The sequence below is a fragment of the Vibrio splendidus genome, assembly GCF_002873455.1.
GTDB lineage: Bacteria > Pseudomonadota > Gammaproteobacteria > Enterobacterales > Vibrionaceae > Vibrio > Vibrio splendidus_J.
Map to the genome: position 1 here is coordinate 296,463 of NZ_MCUN01000054.1, position 15,328 is coordinate 311,790.

The 15,328-nt window shown below is 44.9% G+C and carries 14 protein-coding genes; 6 read left to right on the plus strand and 8 right to left on the minus strand.

The window, feature by feature from the left end:
• Positions 1 to 102: 102 nt before the first annotated feature.
• From BCU75_RS23440 to gloB, 3 genes are all read right to left on the minus strand, one after another.
• The gene (locus BCU75_RS23440) at positions 103 to 789 is read right to left on the minus strand and encodes a YIP1 family protein (RefSeq protein ID WP_076674226.1); all 687 of its coding nucleotides are present in this window, start codon (positions 787 to 789) and stop codon (positions 103 to 105) included.
• Positions 786 to 2,360 (minus strand): LysM peptidoglycan-binding domain-containing protein, encoded by a 1,575-nt coding sequence (locus BCU75_RS23445; protein ID WP_102475240.1) that lies wholly within the window; start codon positions 2,358 to 2,360, stop codon positions 786 to 788. The genes BCU75_RS23440 and BCU75_RS23445 overlap by 4 nt, the downstream gene beginning before the upstream one ends.
• A gap of 70 nt (positions 2,361 to 2,430) precedes the next feature.
• Positions 2,431 to 3,189, minus strand: coding sequence for a hydroxyacylglutathione hydrolase (gloB, locus tag BCU75_RS23450; RefSeq protein WP_076674230.1), 759 nt, complete (start codon positions 3,187 to 3,189; stop codon positions 2,431 to 2,433).
• A 53-nt stretch (positions 3,190 to 3,242) separates the two neighbouring features.
• Here gloB and BCU75_RS23455 point away from each other — a divergent pair, with 53 nt between their 5' ends.
• On the plus strand, positions 3,243 to 4,025 hold the full coding sequence (locus tag BCU75_RS23455; RefSeq protein ID WP_102475241.1) for a class I SAM-dependent methyltransferase: 783 nt from the start codon (positions 3,243 to 3,245) through the stop codon (positions 4,023 to 4,025).
• A gap of 154 nt (positions 4,026 to 4,179) precedes the next feature.
• Here the strand turns inward: BCU75_RS23455 and rnhA are convergent, their stop codons facing one another.
• Entirely contained in the window at positions 4,180 to 4,644 is a 465-nt protein-coding gene (gene rnhA, locus BCU75_RS23460) for a ribonuclease HI (protein ID WP_004734327.1), read from the minus strand.
• 56 nt (positions 4,645 to 4,700) lie between these two features.
• On the opposite strand from rnhA, the gene dnaQ reads away from it, so the two are divergent.
• Positions 4,701 to 5,468 (plus strand): DNA polymerase III subunit epsilon, encoded by a 768-nt coding sequence (gene dnaQ, locus BCU75_RS23465; protein WP_017084141.1) that lies wholly within the window; start codon positions 4,701 to 4,703, stop codon positions 5,466 to 5,468.
• 9 nt (positions 5,469 to 5,477) lie between these two features.
• A complete protein-coding gene (locus BCU75_RS23470) occupies positions 5,478 to 6,725 on the plus strand; it encodes a TIGR03503 family protein (RefSeq protein ID WP_102475242.1) in 1,248 nt (415 codons plus the stop codon).
• A 146-nt stretch (positions 6,726 to 6,871) separates the two neighbouring features.
• On the opposite strand, the gene fadE is transcribed toward BCU75_RS23470, so the two are convergent.
• Positions 6,872 to 9,337 carry an acyl-CoA dehydrogenase FadE gene (gene fadE / locus BCU75_RS23475; protein WP_102475243.1) on the minus strand — a complete coding sequence of 822 codons (2,466 nt, stop codon included), beginning with the start codon at positions 9,335 to 9,337 and terminating at the stop codon, positions 6,872 to 6,874.
• A gap of 327 nt (positions 9,338 to 9,664) precedes the next feature.
• Between fadE and lpcA the strand changes: the two genes are divergently transcribed.
• Positions 9,665 to 10,240 carry a D-sedoheptulose 7-phosphate isomerase gene (gene lpcA / locus BCU75_RS23485; protein ID WP_004734322.1) on the plus strand — a complete coding sequence of 192 codons (576 nt, stop codon included), beginning with the start codon at positions 9,665 to 9,667 and terminating at the stop codon, positions 10,238 to 10,240.
• Positions 10,241 to 10,305: 65 nt separating this feature from the next.
• On the plus strand, positions 10,306 to 11,151 hold the full coding sequence (locus tag BCU75_RS23490; RefSeq protein ID WP_017084136.1) for a class II glutamine amidotransferase: 846 nt from the start codon (positions 10,306 to 10,308) through the stop codon (positions 11,149 to 11,151).
• A gap of 78 nt (positions 11,152 to 11,229) precedes the next feature.
• On the opposite strand, the gene purN is transcribed toward BCU75_RS23490, so the two are convergent.
• Positions 11,230 to 11,904 (minus strand): phosphoribosylglycinamide formyltransferase, encoded by a 675-nt coding sequence (gene purN, locus BCU75_RS23495; protein WP_102475244.1) that lies wholly within the window; start codon positions 11,902 to 11,904, stop codon positions 11,230 to 11,232.
• Positions 11,905 to 12,036: 132 nt separating this feature from the next.
• Positions 12,037 to 13,077, minus strand: a complete 1,041-nt coding sequence (gene purM, locus BCU75_RS23500) for a phosphoribosylformylglycinamidine cyclo-ligase (RefSeq protein ID WP_008222945.1) — start codon at positions 13,075 to 13,077, stop codon at positions 12,037 to 12,039.
• A gap of 169 nt (positions 13,078 to 13,246) precedes the next feature.
• Between purM and upp the strand changes: the two genes are divergently transcribed.
• Entirely contained in the window at positions 13,247 to 13,873 is a 627-nt protein-coding gene (gene upp / locus BCU75_RS23505; RefSeq protein WP_004734318.1) for a uracil phosphoribosyltransferase, read from the plus strand.
• A gap of 170 nt (positions 13,874 to 14,043) precedes the next feature.
• Here upp and BCU75_RS23510 read toward each other — a convergent pair whose 3' ends face one another.
• Entirely contained in the window at positions 14,044 to 15,282 is a 1,239-nt protein-coding gene (locus BCU75_RS23510; protein WP_017107211.1) for a uracil-xanthine permease family protein, read from the minus strand.
• Positions 15,283 to 15,328: the final 46 nt, after the last annotated feature.

A 15,328-nucleotide genomic window follows, 5' to 3' on the forward strand; every position in this document is an offset into this window, starting at 1 on the left:
TCCAACCATTAACCATTAACTATTCGCACAGTCGTTACTTTGAATAAATAGGCTAATGGGATAGATAAGGCCAGTGAGCTTCATTAGCCTTATCTCTGCGACTTAAAAGATTAAAATGTAGATCGCCCAGATTAGGTAGTAGCCAACCCATGGCAAGCCAGAGATGACCAATGCTTGACCACGCTCAAATTCAGTCCACGTTAATACCGCTGCATAACCTAGTACGATGTACCAAGGCAACAACAGTGGTAGTGAGCTGGCAAACTGCGACCAATCATTGGTTAGTGGTAACTTGATTAAGCCGTTTAAGCTATTCAAATCAGCAGCGTAGCTCATGACGTGCCCATGCTTGAGTATCAGGCTTGCGTAGCTTGCTACATCACCTAAAACAGCCGGGAATATGACAACCGATGCCGCTGCAAACCATCGCCAAAAGCTATGTTGATGCTGGCTTGGTTTGGTTGCTAGGTTAAACCAGAATGCCAACAGAATGATGGTTAGCGTTCGGCCAAACACGTCGCTAATGATTTCACTCGCGAGTAAGGTATTACTGTCAAGTAACGCCAACTGGTCAGGGTTCGTTTGAGCCAGTTGTTGTGACAACTCTGCACTTAACCATGCAAAATCTACATTCGAAAAATAAGCACCCCAGAATAAAAATGGGCTGAGCATTAATACGACGTAGGGTTGCCATCCCCAAGCACTTCGCTGATAAAGCGCTAAGAAACAAGCTGTTGGTGAACGGAATATATCCAACAGCATGACGAGTGGGTTACTTGACGGGTTCATACACTTACCTTAGTTACATCAACATACAGCTTCAGTTTTTGTCCTGGCTGTAGGTATTTCTTGTTCTGCAAAGTGTTCCATTTTACAACATCTGCACTTTTTACTTTGAACTTTGATGCAATACCGCTGACTGTGTCACCTGATCTTACGTTATAAAAGACAGTACGGATGATGGCACCGTCTGAACTATTCTTCCAAATGACTAGTTCTTGACCAATACGCAGTGTGTCGCGTGGTCCCATGCCATTCCACTTAGCCAGTGATTGGTGAGATACCTTATTTGCGCGTGCAATCGTCCATAAGCTGTCACCACTTCTTACCGTATGACTAAGCTTATATTGGCCACGACTCTTCGATTGCGTGCTTGCTAGGCGGTTTGAAGCGCTTAGTGCATACGTTTTGTCGTCTTTGGTTGAGGTTGGGATAAGCAGGTGCTGACCAATACGGATATTGTTGTTGCTCATCCCGTTTGCAGAGCGAATCACTTTACTGGTGGTGTTGTATTTACTCGCCAGTACGCTGACGCTATCACCAGATTGCACTTTATAGCGCACCAATTTCATACCTTTGCCTTTATTGGCCGCCACTTCTTTGTTGAACTTCTCAACAGAGCCTAGAGGAAGCAATAATTGCTGATGCTTTTCAGGTGCCGTCGCCCATTGGTTATAAGCGGGGTTGTAGCCTTGCAGTTCTTTAACTGGAATACCTGCGTAGCTAGCAGCAATCGCGAGATCGAGCTGTTCATCTGGGTTCACCAGAGTTAATACGGGCTTGTTAGGTATAGCTGGAATATCAATCCCATATTTCTCTTGATTTGCGATTACATCAGCCAGCGCGAGTAGCTTAGGAACATAGCTGCTGGTCTCTTTCGGTAAATCTAGAGAGAAGAAGTCGATTGGTTTACCCAGTTTTTTGTTCTTGCGGATAGCACTGTTTACACGACCGCCTCCACTATTATAGGCAGCAATGGCATGGTTCCAATCGCCATCGAAGCGTCGGTTAAGGTCTGATAGGAAATCCAATGCAGCGTCAGTAGAGGCAGCGACATCACGACGACCGTCGTACCAGAAGTTCTGTTCAAGTCCGTAGTCTTTGCCTGTACCAGAAATGAATTGCCATAGACCTGCCGCGCTGCCATGAGAGTAGGCAAACGCATCGAAAGAACTTTCTACAACGGGCAACAATGCCAATTCTAGTGGTAAGCCTTTTTCTTCAATCTTAGTTGTGATCAGATAAAGGAAAGGTTCAGCGCGTTGTGAGACAGTTTTTAGATGGCTAGGGTGCTTTAAATACCACGTCCGGTAGTAATCGACCTTCTTTTGGTCGGGTACTTCCATTTCAAGTTGCATTGCAATGCGTTTCCAAACATCTTCTTGTGTTTGTGGAGTAACGACAGGAGCTTCAACTTTTTGATTTTCTTTGGCAGCGGCTTCTGATGAAGCGTTCGCTTGAGAAACTTCTTTAGTAGGAGATGTGTTGGTTTGCTCGGAAGCTTGGTCTGGATTCTCTGACTGAGTTAATTGGCAACCAGAAAGTAGTAATACCAAAGCCCAGCTGTACTTAACTCGCATGTTACAGCCTTTTTAATTAACGGCCGGTGATAATACTTGCCACCCCCTATGAGTGACAAGTCTGTATTTGTTAAAATTCGTTCTTCCACGCACGTAAAGCGGTAAATACCGATAAAGGATCAGTCTGCTCAGTACGATTAGATACTGATTTAACTACACTTGGCTCGGTATAGCGCAAGAAAGGGTTCACAAACTTCTCTTGTCTCAAATTTGTGGGGATGGTCGACTTATTCTGAGCTCGCAGTCGATTCACTTGGTCGCGATATTGCTGCAAATGTTGGTTGTCAGGCTCAACCGCTAATGCGAAAGCGATGTTTGCGGCGGTGTATTCATGCGCACAGTAAACCTCGGTTTCTTGGGGAAGGGCAGTAATCTTATTTAATGCATCAAACATCTGTTGTGGTGTGCCTTCCATGATTCGCCCACAACCTGCAGAAAATAACACATCGCCACAAAACAGTTTCGCATCACCCACATAACCAATGTGGCCAGCAGTGTGGCCACTGAGCCCTAGTACGAGGAATACTTCACCAAACAGTTCTAATTGGTCACCGTCATCAACAGGGTGAGTTAAGGTCGGGATCGGTTCATTTCTTGGACCCACAACATCTATGGTTGGAAACTGTCTGACTAATTCTGGAACGCCACCAATGTGATCATGGTGGTGGTGTGTAATCAAGATTGCATCTAAAGTTAGCTCATGGTGTGCTAAGTACTCTAATACTGGAGCCGCATCACCAGGGTCGACGACAGCACAACGGCGATCGCTATTTTGAATCAGCCAGATGTAATTGTCGTTAAATGCAGGTATGCTTTTGATATGTAACATTATTGATTCTCCAGTCACTTTTAGTGAGACAGAATAAGTGAGACAGGTTATTGATGAAGCCAGCGCGTAGCAGAAAGAAGTTTGAGCGTCCTTACACTTGGGCACAATTGCACAATGGGGACTGGTTGAGAGAATCTATTCAAACTCGACTCGATGAATGGTGCCCAAAGCTATTTGGTTACCATATGCTCAAGCTTGGCGGCCTCAGTAGTGAGATTTCTAGCTGCACATGCAACATTCAACATCAAGTAAACCTAGATATCCAGAACCCATTACATAATGTGATAGCGGATGGCTATAATTTGCCCTTTTTGGAGAAAAGCTTTGATGTTGTGGTGCTGAGTCATCAGTTAGATTATAGCAATGACCCGCATCGATTATTGAGAGAAGTCGATCGAGTGATGATGGACGATGGCTATATTATTATCACCGGCTTTAACCCTACCAGTGTAACTGGGCTTGCCAGTTTGATGCCATGGCGAAAGAACAGCTTGCCTTGGAGTGGACGTATGTATACGCCAAACCGAATCAAAGACTGGCTAGGCGTTCTTAATTATGAAGTGATTCATTGCGATACCTATGCGCTTTTCCCAATGAGTAAGTATCAAGCAATGTGGACGTGGTTGGAGAATAGTTTAGGTGGTTGTGCATCTTTCGCAGGCAGCCAATACTTTATTGTTGCTCGTAAACGTACTTACCCACTTAAGCCTATCAAACCACATTGGCACCTTAAGCGACGTTTCTCTCCGGTTGGAGCAAGTTTTAGAACCAATACGCGGCATACCATGGATTCAGCTAAAACTTCGTATCCGTTAAAAACAGAAAAAGCCGATTAGTTGTCGGCTTTTCATCTGTTAATTCGGTTGAGAAATTGTCAATTAGTTTAAGAAGTTATCAATCAGGTTAGGAAACTATCTATCAGGTAGGAAATTATCTGTCAGATTAGGGAATAAATCTGTTTCTGAAATCCACATCTCATTTAAAAGACAGTTAACTTGGTTGATACCCCGTATCTTCTTGAGTTGGGTTCTCAGCTGCGTTTCTTGCTAGATCATCACACATTTCATTTTCTCGGTGCCCAGCGTGTCCTTTAACCCAGCGCCAATCAACACTATGACGAGCGGTTTCTTTATCGAGTCTTTGCCACAGGTCGGCGTTTTTAACCGGTTTCTTGTCTGCGGTTTTCCAGTCACGCTTTTTCCAGTTGTGGATCCATTGTGTGATGCCTTGACGCACGTATTGACTATCCGTGGTCAGAATCACAGAGCAAGGTTCTTTGAGTGCTTGGAGAGCGATGACAGCTGCAAGCATTTCCATACGATTGTTGGTCGTGAGTGTAAAACCTTCGGCTAGTGTCTTTTCTACTTTTTTATAGCGAAGTACGATGCCATAGCCACCAGGGCCAGGGTTGCCTAAACAAGAACCGTCAGTGAAAATTTCAACTTGTTTCGTCATGATTTGATACTATTACCTCAAGCACATTATCGGCATAGTCTGACACAGTTATCCTTATGAATACCAGTAGCACTCCAGAACAAAACACGAACGAAAAAAACAGTTCGGACGAAAATAAGCGCATCATTGTACTCGATACCGAAACCACCGGTATGAATACAGAAGGTGGCCCTCACTATATGGGGCATCGCATCGTTGAAATTGGTGCGGTAGAGATCATCAACCGTAGGCTGACCGGGCGTCACTTCCACGTCTATATAAAGCCCGATCGTGCGATTCAAGAAGAGGCGATTGGCGTTCACGGTATTACTGATGAATTCTTGATTGATAAGCCAGAATACCAAGATATACATAAAGAGTTTCTCGACTTTATCAAAGGTGCTGAGCTGGTAGCTCATAACGCGCCCTTCGATACGGGCTTTATGGACTATGAGTTTGAGAAGCTAAACCCAGCGATAGGTAAAACGGATGACTACTGTAAAGTTACCGATACCTTGGCCATGGCGAAGAAGATATTTCCAGGCAAAAGAAACAACCTAGATATCTTATGCGATCGTTACGGTATTGATAACTCGCACCGTACCCTCCACGGCGCATTGCTCGATGCGGAGATCCTAGCCGACGTCTATTTATTGATGACAGGTGGGCAAACTTCACTGCAATTTAACGCAGGCCAAAAGGAAGGTGAAGGTGAAAGTATACGAAGAGCAGAAAGTGGCAGAAAATCCCTAAAGGTTTTACGAGCTACGGCCGATGAAGTAGAAGCGCATCAAAGTCGTTTAGATCTCGTCGAGAAAAGCGGAAGCTGCCTCTGGCGTCAGTAGGGAGAAAGTATGTTAAGGGTATTGGCTACCGGTTACTTATTGCTGTTAAGCTTTAGCTTACACGCAGCAACAGAGTCCGTAATGAGTTTATTGGACAACCGTTTTCGAGTTGATCCCAGTATTGAACAAGTCACCTTTGTGATTTATCGAGCCGATAACTCTAAACCTGTCGTTTTGGTTCGTCCGGATGGCAAGAAATACTACTCTTGGCGTAATGCAGATAATGTCCGTTGGTATGAAGAATCGTCCATGGACATTATCTCTATCGACAATCCGATGCCAGGCCCTTGGCAAGCGGTAGGCAAAGTCTCACCTAAGAACAACATCAAGTTATTGTCTCATCTTGTTTTAGATGCCAATGAATTCCCAGATAAGTTGTATCAAACAGAACGTATTAAATTCACAGCTCGATTGACATCCGATGGTAACCCTTTGGTACTGCGTGATTTTTTAGATCGCGTGAAGCTTAAGGTCACTTTTACTAAGTTTGTTGAAAATGAAGAGTCTTTAGTGAGAGAGGCGCGCCCAGTTCCGGTTGTGATGGGCGAGTTTGCCGACGATGGCAGTGGTCTTGATGAAAAAGCCGGAGATGGCGTTTTCACTGTGTCGTTGCCGGTTGATATTGAGCCAGGTAAATACCGTGCGCGTATTACTTCTGGCAATGGTGTGTTCCTTCGAGCGCAAGAGCAAGAGGTCTTAGTCTATCCAACACCGCTCACCACAACATTTATTCAGTCTCGCAAAGAAGGGCAGCCTCATACGATAGTCGTATCAGGAGAACCGGGCATGATTGCGCCGAGTTCGTTAGCGGTTCATGTTGAACACAAGGCTCCGGATGAATACGAAATGTATAAGCAGAGCCAAGCTGAAGCCGATGCAATGAAAGTCACTTTAGAGGTGCCTTACAATGGTGATTTAGGGATCTATAGTTGGTCGGGGATGGTTTACGCTACTGATGCCTCAAGCCAACGTTCACTGATCTTTCCAATTTCCGAGCACTCGTACAGCGTTGTTGAAGATATCGACTTAGCGGAGTCACGACGCCTGCAAGAAGAAGCGCTTGCTGAGCAGAAGCGTATCGCAGCAGAGTTGATGATACTTCAGAAGCGTGAAGATGACAGACAGCGCAGTATGATCATTATTGCGGTGGGTAATGTGGTCGCAATTTTATTGGGCTTGTTGATCTGGTTTGTGATTCGTAAAGTGACGGCGAAGAAAAAAGCTCAACCAGAGATGCAACTTAAGGCGCCAAAGTAACTCGCCTATATCATTAGAGTTGTCTTGAGAGAACAAATATCGAGAAAGTAAGCCTCGAGAATGTAAGCATTAAAATTTGTGATAATGATGTCATGAACAAAAAAACGGGACTCATAGGAGTCCCGTTTTTGTTTCTTTTTCTAACCTTAAGCGACGTTATCAATCGATTGGTCTGGGTACTGAGACTTTGCTGAAAGCTTCTCAGGAGAGAAGTCGTCAACGTTAATCGTGTACAGTCTATGTTCCTCTGCACTGACAAGCAACGCAGCTTCTTTCTCCGTTAAGATACCTTTCTCAAGTCCCAATTGAGCGACAAGATCAAGACGTAAGAAGGCACGTTTTTGATGTGTCTCTTTGCAGACTTTGTCGAATAGAGGTTCTGCTTGAAGAATGACTTCTAGTGCTTTCTCTATCTTGCCTACTGGGTTGTATTCAGTCGCTTCTAAGTATTGGCCACGGCCGATACGAGAACGTGTTTCGCTTGGCGTTTGTAGAATGTGCGCGACTTGGCTATCCAGTTTGTCGTTTGGTGCACGACGAATGCGACCGAATGGCATCAACACAACACGAAGTAAACGACCAATAACAGGATTAGGGAAGTTCGCTAGGAACTCATCAATAGCAACTTCAGTCTGACGTAAACTGTCTTGCATCCCCCAGTGAACTAACGGTAAATCTTCAGCGTGGCTGCCTTCGCTTTCGAAGCGCTTAAGTGTTGCTGAGCCTAGGTAAAGTTGACTTAGGATATCGCCTAATCTTGCTGATAGGCGCTCTCTGCGTTTTAGTGAACCGCCTAGAACTGCCATTGAAATATCAGACAGTAGCGCTAGGTTGGCACTGTAGCGGTTCAATTTTTGGTAGTAGCGCTGTGTTTGTTTGTCTGTTTTATTGGCTGGCGTTGGCGTATCAGAACCACGACCATCGGTTAAACCAAACCACAAACTACGAACGAGGTTACTGAGTGTAAAGCTAACGTGTCCAGCTAACGCAGAATCAAATTTATCCAGTGCATCACTGCTTTCAGAATAAGCGGCTTCCATTTCGTTTAGTACGTAAGGGTGACAACGAATTGCGCCTTGACCATAGATGATCATTGAACGAGTCAGAATGTTTGCACCTTCAACCGTAATCGCGATTGGCGAGCCTTGGTAAGCACGAGCTAAGAAGTTCGATGGGCCTAAGCAAATACCTTTACCACCGACGATATCCATCGCGTCGATGATGCTGCGTTGACCACGGTGAGTACAGTGGTATTTCACGATTGCCGAGATAACCGAAGGCTTTTCGCCAAGGTCGATACCTGCAACGGTTAGGTTACTCGCTGCATCCATCACGTAGGCATTACCTGCTAGTCGTGCAAGCGGCTCTTCAACCCCTTCCATACGACCAATAGGTTGTTTGAACTGGCGACGAATACGAGCATAAGCACCGGTTGCAAGCGCGGCTGATTTAATGCCACCCGTTGAGTTTGAAGGCAGTGTGATACCTCGACCAACAGATAGACACTCAACCAGCATACGCCAGCCTTGGCCTGCCATTTTCTGGCCACCAATGATGAAATCGATAGGAACGAAGAGATCATCACCTTGGGTTGGACCATTTTGGAATGGTACGTTTAGCGGGAAGTGGCGGTTGCCAATCTCTACGCCTTTTAAATCGGTTGGGATAAGGGCACACGTGATACCGAGATCTTTTTGGTCCCCAAGCAGACCTTCTGGGTCACGCAGTTTAAAGGCCAAGCCTAAAACGGTCGCGACAGGCGCTAGGGTGATATAACGCTTGTTCCATGTTAGGCGCATTCCTAGAACTTCTTCGCCTTGCCATTGACCTTTACATACGATGCCGTAGTCGGGGATTGAGCCAGCATCTGAGCCTGCCTCCGGGCTGGTTAAGGCAAAACAAGGGATCTCTTTACCTTCCGCTAAGCGGGGTAGGTAGTGGTTTCTTTGTTCTTCTGTACCGTAGTGTTGCAATAGCTCACCAGGGCCTAACGAGTTAGGCACGCCAACGGTTGATGATAATACGCTAGAAACGCCAGTTAGCTTCTGTAGCACTAAAGACTGAGCGTAAGCCGAGAATTCTAAACCGCCATACTTTTTCTTGATGATCATGGCGAAAAATTTGTGGTCTTTCAGGTATTGCCATACTTCTGGTGGCAAATCAGCCAGCTCATGAGTGACTTGGTAATCATTGACCATTTCACACACTGTATTTACTGGACCATCTAAAAATGCTTGCTCAGCTTCAGACAGCTTCGGGTCAGCGATGTTTTGAAGTTTCTTCCATTCAGGCTTGCCTTTGAACAGCTCTGCTTCCCACCATACAGTACCAGCTTCTAATGCTTCCTTTTCTGTCTGAGACATTGCAGGCAGTACTTTCTTAAACAAAGAAAGCGATTTTTGACTGATGATGGTCTGACGAATTGCAGGTACAGCAAAAATCGCAATGGCTAAGAGGTAACAAAGCCAGCCAGTGACAGCTACGCCGCCAAACAGTGTCAATGCTACCATTGCGCCAGTTAATACGATTAAAGCGCGTACTAGGCTAACTCTATGGTAAAGACAGACGCTTAAGACAGCTGTCATGCCGAGTAGGGAGAGCAATATGTTCATGATCGATTTCCTTTTCAGAGATCACTTATTGTTATTAAGTTTAGGTAAGAGGTCTAACCAGTCAAGTGTAAACAAAATATTAAATATTTGTAAAACTCCAAAGTGGATAAAAAGTGATCTCAATAGAGCTAAAGTTCTAATTGTGAGAGGTTGGTGGCGAATATTTGGACGAATCGACAGTGAGAGGTTAATAAAGGTGGCAATCTTTGGGCTTAAGTGTCGACACTATTTCATGTTTGTGGGTAAACTCAGTGATAAAGAGGGGGAACCCCCCCAGTTCTCATTTCGCGCACTTTAAGTTGCGTCAAAAAATAAGAGATAAGCCTTATGTACCATGACCTAATCAAAAGTGAATTGAACGAAGCTGCTGACGTTCTTAACAAATTCTTGAGTGATGACCATAACATTGCCCAAATTGAAGCAGCCGCAAAACTGATTGCAGATTCATTTAAGCAAGAGGGTAAAGTACTTTCTTGTGGTAACGGTGGCTCACACTGTGATGCGATGCACTTCGCGGAAGAGCTTACTGGCCGATACCGTGAAAATCGTCCAGGTTACGCTGGTATTGCGATTTCAGATCCTAGCCACTTATCTTGTGTAAGTAACGACTTTGGCTACGACCACGTATTTTCTCGTTATGTAGAAGCGGTAGGTCGTAAAGGGGACGTGTTGTTTGGTTTATCGACTTCTGGTAACTCTGCCAACATTTTAAAAGCGATTGAAGCTGCTCAAGCTAAAGGTATGAAAACTATCGCGCTAACGGGTAAAGATGGCGGCAAAATGGCAGGTTGTGCGGATATTGAAATCCGAGTTCCACACTTTGGTTACGCTGACCGCATCCAAGAGATTCACATTAAGATCATCCATATTGTGATTCAGCTTGTTGAAAAAGAGATGGAATAATAGTTTTAAAGACATTTGGAGCCCAACTTAGGCTCCATTGGTTTTGATAGGGAGTAGATTAAACCATGTGTGAATTGCTCGGTATGAGCGCGAATGTGCCAACTGATATTTGTTTTAGCTTTACTGGTCTTATGCAGCGTGGAGGCAATACCGGCCCGCACCGCGATGGCTGGGGTATTACTTTCTATGAAGGAAAGGGTTTCCGTACGTTTAAAGATCCTAACCCTAGTTGTGAATCCAAGATCGCTGAGTTGGTTCAAAACTACCCGATTAAAAGTCAAGCTGTTGTCAGTCATATCCGTCAAGCCAATCGTGGTGGCGTTAATCTAGAAAATACTCACCCATTTACCCGTGAGCTTTGGGGACGATACTGGACTTTCGCTCATAATGGCCAATTAACGGATTACGATGATCTGGTTAGTGGTCGCTTTAGACCGGTCGGTGAGACGGACAGTGAACTTTCTTTCTGTTGGTTAGTGAAACAACTAGAAGATCGTTTTCCTGAGCCACCTCAAGACATGGAAGGTATGTTTCGCTTTGTCGCTGAATGCTGTGATCAGCTAAGAGATAAAGGCGTCTTCAACATGTTACTCAGTGATGGCGAGTACGTGATGACCTACTGTACGAATCATTTGTACTGGATAACAAGACGAGCGCCTTTTGGTAATGCGAGCCTGATTGATGAAGATGTTGAGATAAACTTCCAAGAAGAGACCACGCCGAATGATGTGGTCACGGTGGTAGCAACTCAGCCTCTAACATGCAATGAAGAGTGGTTTAGAATGAAGCCGGGCGAATACGCGTTGTTTCATTTTGGTGAGCTGATCGGCAATAATCATAAAGCATTGGAAGATGTTGCTTATGCACCTAAAAAGGTTGCAAGTCAAGCACCGACTGAGCCATTGAGCTAAACATCTGTTTACTGATAAAAGAAAGGCCGTTCACTGACTCAATCAGTTAACGGCCTTTTTTGTTCTATATTCTTGGCACTACTCTTCTGCGTAACCGTGCTTACCTAATATTTTACCGTCTAAGACAGCTTGCCCGTTTACCATCGATAAACGATCTTCGGCAAACCATTTACAGACCATAGGGTAAATGCGGTGTTCTTGAGTCAGCACTCGACTTGCTAACATGTCAGCATCATCATCTTCAAATACTGGCACCTTAGCCTGTAAGATCACAGGGCCACCATCGAGTTCCTCGGTAACAAAGTGAACGCTGGTGCCGTGTTCTTTGTCTTGCGCATCAATGGCACGCTGGTGGGTGTGTAAGCCGGGGTATTTAGGAAGTAGAGAAGGGTGGATGTTGACCATTTTTCCTGCGTAATGGCGAACAAACTCTGAACTCAGAATGCGCATATAGCCAGCGAGTACGATTAGATCGGGTTGGTAAGCATCGATCTGAACAATCAATTCATGATCAAACTCTTCACGTGAACCAAAGTCTTTTGGATTCACTGAATGAGCGTCAACACCTACGGTTTTCGCTCGCTCTAATCCAAAAGCCTCTGCTTTGTTTGAGAAGACAGCTTTAACCGACGCATCAATCATATCGGTATCGCAGGCATCCAAAATTGCCTGTAAATTGCTTCCGCTTCCTGAAACTAATACAACGATGTTTTTCTTAGAGTGATTGGTTTTATTTGAGTGATTGTTTTTCATAGAGTGGGTCATGCGGTTGATTAACGAGAGAGTTTACAATTTACCTACATAAACTAAGGTTTTATGCGGGCTAAATAGCAAAATGAGGACCATAAGGTCCTCATTGATTAACTAAGTAAGCGAACGCATCACTTATTTGATTTCAACTTGCTCTTCACCAGCTTCAGCGTTTGCGATCTCACCGATAACCCAAGCGTTTTCGCCTTCAGCTTTCAGCAGTTCAACAGCAGCGTCTGCTTGATCTTTAGGTAGAGCAACTACAAGGCCTACACCACAGTTGAAAGTGCGGTACATTTCAAATGTTTCCACATTCCCTTTCTCTTGTAGCCAGTTGAAGATAGCAGGCCATTCCCAGCTTTTTCCGTCAATCACTGCTTTAGTGCCTTCAGGAAGTACGCGTGGGATGTTTTCCCAGAAACCGCCACCAGTGATGTGCGAGATAGCATGAATGTCATGCTCTGCAATCATCTTAAGTGCCGATTTGATGTAAATCTTAGTCGGTTCTAGAAGGTGCTCACCGATAGTACGACCTTCTAGCTCTTCACTTTTATCAGCACCAGAAACTTCTAGAACTTTACGAATTAAAGAGTAACCGTTTGAGTGTGGGCCACTTGAACCAACAGCGATAAGTGCGTCGCCTGCAGCTACTTTAGTGCCATCGATGATGTCAGCTTTTTCTACGACACCAACACAGAAGCCAGCAACATCGTAGTCATCGCCTTCGTACATGCCAGGCATTTCAGCCGTTTCACCACCGATTAGTGCACAGCCAGCTTGAACACAACCTTCAGCGATACCAGAAACAACGTCTGCAGCTGTATCTACATCTAGCTTACCTGTTGCGTAGTAGTCTAGGAAGAATAACGGCTCACCACCTTGAACGATTAAGTCGTTCACACACATTGCCACTAGGTCGATACCAATGGTGTCGTGTTTTTTCAGATCCAAAGCAAGGCGAAGTTTAGTACCAACACCATCAGTACCTGAAACAAGTACTGGCTCTTTGTATTTCGTTGGAAGTTCACATAGGGCGCCAAAGCCACCAATACCGCCCATTACTTCAGGGCGACGAGTGCGTTTAACAGCACCTTTGATACGGTCTACTAGTGCATTACCTGCGTCGATATCAACACCAGCGTCTTTGTAGCTTAGAGAAGAAGTATTACCACTCACGGGATAGTCCTCGAACTTAAGTTGGATGTGAAAACGGCGCTATTCTAACAGGGCTTGATTACCAAGAGCAAACGTTTGCGCGGTTTTTTTTAATAGAATAAAGATTCTGAAATAACCCCACAGTTCGTGTATAATCTACAGGTTTGTTTAAATATTGCCGGAGTTGGAAATGAAAGTTGTTGAAGTGAAACACCCGCTAGTAAAACATAAAATTGGCCTGATGCGTGAAGGTGACATTAGCACTAAGCGTTTTCGTGAGCTAGCGACAGAAGTGGGTAGCCTTCTAACATACGAAGCGACATCAGACTTTGAAACTGAGCGTGTAACTATTAATGGTTGGAACGGTCCAGTAGAAGTTGACCAAATTAAAGGTAAAAAAGTAACTGTAGTGCCAATCCTACGTGCTGGTCTAGGCATGATGGACGGCGTTCTTGAGCACATCCCAAGTGCACGTATCAGCGTTGTGGGTATCTACCGTGACGAAGAAACGCTTGAGCCAGTACCATACTTCAACAAGCTTGCATCTAACATCGACGAGCGTATTGCTCTAGTGGTAGATCCAATGCTTGCGACAGGTGGTTCTATGATCGCGACTATCGACCTTATGAAAGAGAAAGGTTGTAAGCACTTTAAGATTCTTGTGCTTGTTGCTGCTCCTGAAGGTATCGCTGCTCTAGAAAAAGCGCACCCAGATGTTGAGCTATACACGGCTGCAATCGATGAGAAGCTAAATGACAAGGGCTACATTGTTCCTGGTCTTGGCGATGCTGGTGATAAGATCTTCGGTACTAAGTAATTCAGTTTTGGTTTAAGTTAATTTAAAGAGTTTTTTTAAACTTAACTGGGCCTGCTTAATTAGCCGCATAAATAAAAGGGAGAGCATTCGATGCTCTCCCTTTTTTGATCTTGTTAGGTTGTGATGCCCTTTAATGAGGATCACAAGCCAACCCGTTAGTTGATGTACAGTTAGTCGATTTGAGCTTTGTCTACTACGGTGTTGTCGCCTAATTCTTCTGGAAGGACTAGGTTCAGTAGAATCGCCACGATACCGCATAAGCTTACGCCTTGAAGGCTAAAGTCACCGATGCCAAATGCCATGCCGCCAATACCGAAGACTAACGTAATACCGACAATCACAAGGTTACGTGATTTGTGTAGGTCAACTTTGCTCTGAATTAGGGTGTTCAGGCCAACTGTTGCGATTGAACCAAACAGTAGAATCATGATGCCGCCCATTACAGGGACTGGGATCGTTTGCAGAAGAGCACCTAACTTACCGACCAATGCTAGAACAATCGCTGTTACTGCAGCCCAAGTCATGATTACTGGGTTGAATGCTTTAGTCAGCATTACAGCACCCGTTACTTCACTGTAGGTTGTATTGGGTGGCGCGCCCAGCATAGAAGCGGCAATCGTTGCCACACCATCACCAGTAATAGTGCGGTGTAAGCCTGGCTTCTTAAGGTAGTCTTTACCGGTTACGTTAGAGATAGCAAGCATGTCGCCAACGTGTTCAACGGCTGGTGCAATCGCAACAAACACCATAAAGAAGATAGCGTTGATGTTGAATTCTGGCGCGGTGAAGTTAGGTAGAGCTAACCAAGCAGCTTGAGCTACAGGGGTAAAATCAACGACACCGTAAACCAAGCTTGTGATGTAACCTGCGACAATGCCACCGAAGATTGGTAGCAGTTTAAGGAAGCCTTTTGAGAACACACTGATGACAATCGTCACTAGCAATGAAATAGAAGAAATCCATAACGCGGCGTCTGCATCGATAAGTTGAACTGCGCCATCGCCAGTTTTACCTAGCGCCATGTTTACCGCAACAGGCGCAAGACCTAAGCCGATAACCATGATCACAGGGCCAACCACGACGGGTGGAAGCAGTTTATGGATGAAGGCTACGCCACGTACTTTAATTAAGGCACCCATTAATACATACACAACACCTGCCGCCATTAGGCCGCCCATGGTTGCACCTACGCCCCAAGTTTGAATACCAAACATGATAGGCGCGATGAATGCGAAAGAAGACGCTAAGAAGATTGGCACTGAACGGCGTGTAATAAGTTGGAATAAAAGGGTACCGATACCCGCGCCAAAGAGTGCAACGTTGGGATCGAGTCCAGTCAGTAGCGGCACTAATACAAGCGCACCAAAAGCTACAAACAGCATTTGCGCACCTTGCAGAGCATTCTTCATGTTATGTCCTTAAAAATGGTCGTTATATGAAAAGTGAAAAATAAAA

Coding starts and splice junctions, on each gene's coding strand:
- rnhA (WP_004734327.1), bottom strand. CDS start 4,644: ATGACGAAACAAGTTGAAATTTTCACTGACGGTTCTTGTTTAGGCAAC.
- BCU75_RS23440 (WP_076674226.1), bottom strand. CDS start 789: ATGAACCCGTCAAGTAACCCACTCGTCATGCTGTTGGATATATTCCGT.
- BCU75_RS23510 (WP_017107211.1), bottom strand. CDS start 15,282: ATGAAGAATGCTCTGCAAGGTGCGCAAATGCTGTTTGTAGCTTTTGGT.
- fadE (WP_102475243.1), bottom strand. CDS start 9,337: ATGAACATATTGCTCTCCCTACTCGGCATGACAGCTGTCTTAAGCGTC.
- BCU75_RS23455 (WP_102475241.1), top strand. CDS start 3,243: ATGAAGCCAGCGCGTAGCAGAAAGAAGTTTGAGCGTCCTTACACTTGG.
- BCU75_RS23470 (WP_102475242.1), top strand. CDS start 5,478: ATGTTAAGGGTATTGGCTACCGGTTACTTATTGCTGTTAAGCTTTAGC.
- lpcA (WP_004734322.1), top strand. CDS start 9,665: ATGTACCATGACCTAATCAAAAGTGAATTGAACGAAGCTGCTGACGTT.
- BCU75_RS23490 (WP_017084136.1), top strand. CDS start 10,306: ATGTGTGAATTGCTCGGTATGAGCGCGAATGTGCCAACTGATATTTGT.
- upp (WP_004734318.1), top strand. CDS start 13,247: ATGAAAGTTGTTGAAGTGAAACACCCGCTAGTAAAACATAAAATTGGC.
- dnaQ (WP_017084141.1), top strand. CDS start 4,701: ATGAATACCAGTAGCACTCCAGAACAAAACACGAACGAAAAAAACAGT.
- gloB (WP_076674230.1), bottom strand. CDS start 3,189: ATGTTACATATCAAAAGCATACCTGCATTTAACGACAATTACATCTGG.
- BCU75_RS23445 (WP_102475240.1), bottom strand. CDS start 2,360: ATGCGAGTTAAGTACAGCTGGGCTTTGGTATTACTACTTTCTGGTTGC.
- purN (WP_102475244.1), bottom strand. CDS start 11,904: ATGAAAAACAATCACTCAAATAAAACCAATCACTCTAAGAAAAACATC.